The organism is uncultured Campylobacter sp. (assembly GCF_938045535.1).
Classification (GTDB): domain Bacteria; phylum Campylobacterota; class Campylobacteria; order Campylobacterales; family Campylobacteraceae; genus Campylobacter_B.
The window spans coordinates 1-4,890 of record NZ_CALIMQ010000267.1 but is presented as its reverse complement, the minus strand read 5'-3'; the positions used below and the strand labels follow the sequence as shown (position 1 = coordinate 4,890).

Here is a 4,890-nt window from a genome sequence, read left to right as displayed (position 1 = left end):
AGCAGATGCCTAAAATTGGAATTCCAAGCTCAAAAATTCTATCGTCGCAAAAATACGCATCCTTGGCGTAAACGCTAGCGGGTCCGCCGCTTAAAATAAGACCTTTAGGGTTTTTTGCTTTTATCTTATCGATCGGTGCGTCGTATGCGATTAGCTCGGTGTAAACGCCTTGTTCGCGCAAGCGCCTAGCGATCAGCTGGGTGTATTGAGAGCCGAAGTCCAGCACTAAAATGTCTGCCGTTTGCATGAAATTCCTTTGTAAAAATTTTTAAAAGTATAACAAAGCAAAGCTAAAAGTAGGCTATTTATCGCGTAAAATTCTAACGCCGCCTTTCGTGTCGTTTGTTTTGTTGCCATCCGCGGCGGATGCCTTTGCATTCACGGTTTGCTCATCTGCGTCCGAGTAAAATGGCGGTGCTTTGTATCCGCAGCCGCTAAGCAAAACTAAGATAAAAAATGCTAAAATCCGTCTATGGAAAATGCAAGAGAAATAATCGCTCATATCAGAAAAAATCCTTTATATGCCAAGATGCGAGAAAGAGGCGAGTTTTTAGCGATTTTGCCGCTTAGTTGGCAAAGGCTGATCGCTTTCATCTACGTCAAAGATGGCATTTTGATGATAGCCGCGAAACACCCGGCTGGGCTTTGCGAACTAAAACGCGATAGTAATATAAATTTAATAAAAGACGTATTAAAGCGCTTCGTAGCCGCTAGAGAGACGGCGGAGCTTTGCGGCGTCCGCGAGGTTAAAATTTTCGTCGCAAGCAGGTTGATGAACAAAAGACGCGTGCAAGCCTTTAAAATGAGTATGCGCCGAAGCAGCGAAATTTTCTCGCCCGAGCGCTCGGACGGAGAATTCGAAAACAAAATAAAAGATCCGCAAATTTATAAAATTTTTGAAGAGATAAGAGGGCTGATCCTTGCTAATAGAGGAGATTAAGAGCCTGCCTGCGGCACCCGGCGTGTATCAGTACTTCGATGCCGCGGGCAAGCTGCTATACGTCGGCAAGGCAAAAATTTTAAAAAATCGCGTCAAAAGCTATTTTTCTTTCACGCCCGCCCTCGCACCGAGCCCGCGCTTAAGCGCGCGCATCGCCAAGATGATAGGCGAGGCTGTGCATTTAGAATACATCGTAACGCCTAGCGAGAGCGACGCGCTGATACTAGAAAATTCCTTCATCAAGCAGCTCAAGCCCAAGTACAACATCCTGCTGCGCGACGATAAGACCTATCCATATATCTACGTAAATTTAGACGACGATTTCCCTCGCTTTGAGATCACGCGAAAGATTGTAAAGGGCAAAAATATCAGATACTTCGGCCCCTATTTTCACGGCGCGAAGGAAATTTTACAGACGCTTTACATGCAGTTTCCGCTCGTGCAGAAGAAAAATTGCGTCAAGGGCAAAAAGGCCTGTTTGTTCCACCAGATCGGGCGCTGCGCTGCTCCGTGCGAGGATAAAATTTCAAAGCAGGATTACGCGCGTATCGTACAAAGCGCGCTTGCGGCTCTGAAAAATCCGCAAAAAATGGTGCCGCAGCTTCAGGATCGGATGGCGCGGCTTGCGCAGAGCGAAAATTTCGAGGAAGCCGCGCAGATCCGCGATACGATCGAAATTTTAAAACAGATGAACGTAAAGGTTGAGGTCGATCTGGCAAAGCTCGATGATTTCGAGGTCTTTGCGATTGCCGCACGCGACGGGCTCGTCTGTGCGGTGCATTTTAGCATACGCGAGGGTAAAATTTCGGCTTCAAGCTCGCATATAATCAACTGCAAAGCCCCAAGCGCCGATGATATCGCAAACGCCTACAAACAGATGATCTTAAGCGCCTTTCCGGCCGCGGCTCCCGTGGCGTGCGCTAAAATTTACGTCTACGACGAGTTTGACGATGCGGATCTGGTACGTGAAATTTTATCCAAGCGGCACGAAAGAGCCTTTAAAATTTACGCGCCGAAAATCGGCGAGAAGCGTAAAATTTGCGAGATCGCATACCAAAACTGCGAGATCAATATCAAAAAGCATCTAAAAACACACGATTACGCGTTTTTGCAGGAGCTGAAGGATTATTTTAATCTTACGAATTTGCCGGTAAATATCGAAGTTTTCGACAATTCGCATATGTTCGGCGCCGCGGCCGTGGGAGCTATGATAAGCTTTCAAGACGGCGAGTTTAACAAGCAAAACTACCGCCACAAGCACCTTAGCTCAAATAACGACTACGATCAGATGCGCGAGTACCTAACTAGCCGCGCGCTTAAATTTGACGAGCTCGCCGCGCCCGATCTGTGGCTCATCGACGGCGGAACGGCTCTGTTAAACTTGGCGGAGGAAATAATCTGTAGCGTTGGAGCAAACGTCGATATAATCGCTATCTCAAAAGAAAAGATCGACGCCAAAGCCCACCGTGCAAAGGGGGCTGCGAAAGATAAAATTTGCACGAAGGGCGGGATTTTTTCGCTGCCTACGGACGATAAAAAGTTGCAGTTTTTTCAGCGCCTGCGCGATGAGGCGCACCGCTTTGCGATCTCGTTTCACCAAAAGAGCAAACGCAAGCTCGATCTGCAAAGCTCAAAGCTGCTAAGCTTGGGCGTTAGCAAAGGAAGCCTGAAGAAGCTTTTGGACTTTTACGGCGATTTTGAGAGCATTTATGCGGCGAGCTTCGATGAGATCAGATCGCTTACGAATATCCAAACCGCCGAAAAAATTTTAAACAATCATTAACGAAAACCTAACGCAAAAAGCTATATTTAAAGATTTGTTTAGTAAAATCACCCATTAACTTTGCAGGACGGCTAAATCGTCTCCGCCTAGCGTGACGGAAGCGACTTCGTTTCTCCGGTTGAATAAAATTTAACGTCGCGTAAGCTGCGCTTTGAAGGATTTTGTATGAATTTAAATACTACAAGTGCTTTGAGACTTGTTAGCGGTATCCCGTTACTTTTGATTTTCGCGTTTGCATCATATTTCTTGTTTATCTCTTTGCAGGATTACGCGAGAGTGGGAATTTTGCAGCAGCAAATTGCTAAAAACAGCAATCTCGCGGCGTTGGTAGAGCAGGTAGATAAAGAGCGCGGTATCACTTCGGCGTTTTTGGGTAGCGAGGGAAACCCCGGTATGGGAACCCTTCTATCGGGTCAACGCAAAAAAACCGACGATGCGCTTGCAAAGTATAAAGAAAGCAAAAATACCAGTGAAAATGTCGTAAAAAAGACTATTTTTGATATTTTCACTTACGGCACCGGTAATGACGAACTTTTGGCTGCCGAGGCCGATATAGACGGTTTATTAGATAAACTTCCGCAGGTAAGAAGGGATGTCGATGCTCAAAGCAAAAGCTTCGGTGAGCTTTTCAGCTCATATTTTCAAAAATTCGACGATGATGTAAAAACAATCCAACGAGTGCTAAGAGAGGGTCTTGTAAGCTCAAATATCACCGTTTGGACGGTTTCATTGCTTAATACCTATGAGGCGATGGATGCCACTGCATCGGAGCGTGACTATATTATCGAATACATTATCGGTAGCAAGGCGATGAATCAGGCGCAGCTAAGGACTTGGGCTAGCTTCAACCTATCTAGTTCGCTCCCTAATTACTACTTCTTGCCGGAATCTGATGCTAGAGCTGCAATTTTAAAAATTCTAGACGGAGAGGAATTTCAAAACGCATTAAGAGAAACTGCTAAAATTTCAGCCACATTGCAGCAAGAAGCGGACGAGGGACATTATAGCGTACCTTTTCAAGAGTGGTTTGCTTCTACTACACTTAAATATAAAAAGTTAAGCGAAATTTCTGAAAAGATCAATGCTGAGCTTGCGACGCATGCCGATACTTACCTAGCGCAAAGGCTAAGAAACCTATTTATCGCTCTTGGTATATGGGTTTTAGCGGCTATTTTGGTCGTTTTTGCCTTGGGTATTACAAGACGTTTAAGACAGAACGTTACCGACCTCGGCAACGTGCTTAGCCGAATCGGCGATTTGACGAACCAGCACGAGCATATCGACGTTAGGACTAGTGAGGGTGTTAACAAGGCGTATTCGCTTATCGAGGACGCGCTCGATCTGATTGCATATCAAAAAGGCGCTGCAGAGGATGCCAATAAGGCAAAATCGATCTTTTTAGCCAATATGTCGCATGAGATCAGGACGCCGCTTAACGGCATCATCGGCTTTACGGAGCTTCTTAAAAATACCGATCTGGATGAAGAGAAGCGCGATTACGTTGATACCATCGAAAAATCGTCCGAAAACCTTCTAACGATCATTAATAACATTTTGGATGTCTCCAAGATCGAGAGCAATAAGGTCGAGCTTGAGGATATCTTATTTAATCCTATTCAAGATTTCGAAAGCGCGGTTGAAATTTACGTTGCCAAGGCTGCCGAAAAGAATATCGACATCTTGCTTTACATCGATCCTACACTCGTGCACCACCTATACGGAGACATCACGAAGATCAAAGAGGTTCTTATCAATCTCATGTCCAATGCTGTCAAATTTACGCCTGAGCACGGCACTATCGTAGTTGAAATTTTAAGGGAGCCTAGCAAAGCTCCTGGAGAGGCGATCGTAACGTTTAGCGTCGAAGATACCGGCATTGGAATTTCTGAAGACAAGCTCGCAAATGTATTTAACGCCTTCTCCCAAGCTGACTCTACAATCACGCGCAAATACGGCGGAACAGGTCTTGGACTTACGATTTCGTCTAAATACGTAGCGATGATGGGCGGCAAGCTTCAGGTCAAATCTACCGTAGGAAAGGGTACTAGATTTTACTTTACCCTTGCTTTTAAAGAGACTCAAAAGACTGATGCGGACGCAGTATTTGAAAGTATCAAAGGGCTAAATTTTGCGCTTTTAGCTGATAGCGCCGATACGATGTATAATG

Annotated in this window: 4 protein-coding genes and 1 pseudogene; 3 read left to right on the top strand and 2 right to left on the bottom strand. The window is 45.3% G+C overall.

The window, feature by feature from the left end:
* Both Q0095_RS08420 and Q0095_RS08415 read right to left on the bottom strand, forming a co-directional pair.
* A pseudogene (locus tag Q0095_RS08420) lies at window positions 1-247 on the bottom strand (GMP synthase (glutamine-hydrolyzing)); the annotation flags it as partial.
* 54 nt (window positions 248-301) lie between these two features.
* Window positions 302-502: a hypothetical protein gene (locus Q0095_RS08415; protein ID WP_297883091.1), complete on the bottom strand. Its 201-nt coding sequence runs from the start codon at window positions 500-502 to the stop codon at window positions 302-304.
* Between the two features lie 27 nt (window positions 503-529).
* Here Q0095_RS08415 and Q0095_RS08410 point away from each other — a divergent pair, with 27 nt between their 5' ends.
* The 3 genes from Q0095_RS08410 to Q0095_RS08400 form a co-directional block, all read left to right on the top strand.
* Complete coding sequence (locus tag Q0095_RS08410) at window positions 530-940, top strand: hypothetical protein (RefSeq protein ID WP_297883089.1); 411 nt, start codon at window positions 530-532, stop codon at window positions 938-940.
* Entirely contained in the window at window positions 921-2,723 is a 1,803-nt protein-coding gene (uvrC, locus tag Q0095_RS08405) for an excinuclease ABC subunit UvrC (RefSeq protein ID WP_297883087.1), read from the top strand. Before Q0095_RS08410 ends, uvrC begins: the two co-directional genes overlap by 20 nt.
* 165 nt (window positions 2,724-2,888) lie before the next feature.
* On the top strand, window positions 2,889-4,890 hold a 2,002-nt coding region (locus tag Q0095_RS08400), incomplete at its 3' end, for an ATP-binding protein (RefSeq protein WP_297883085.1).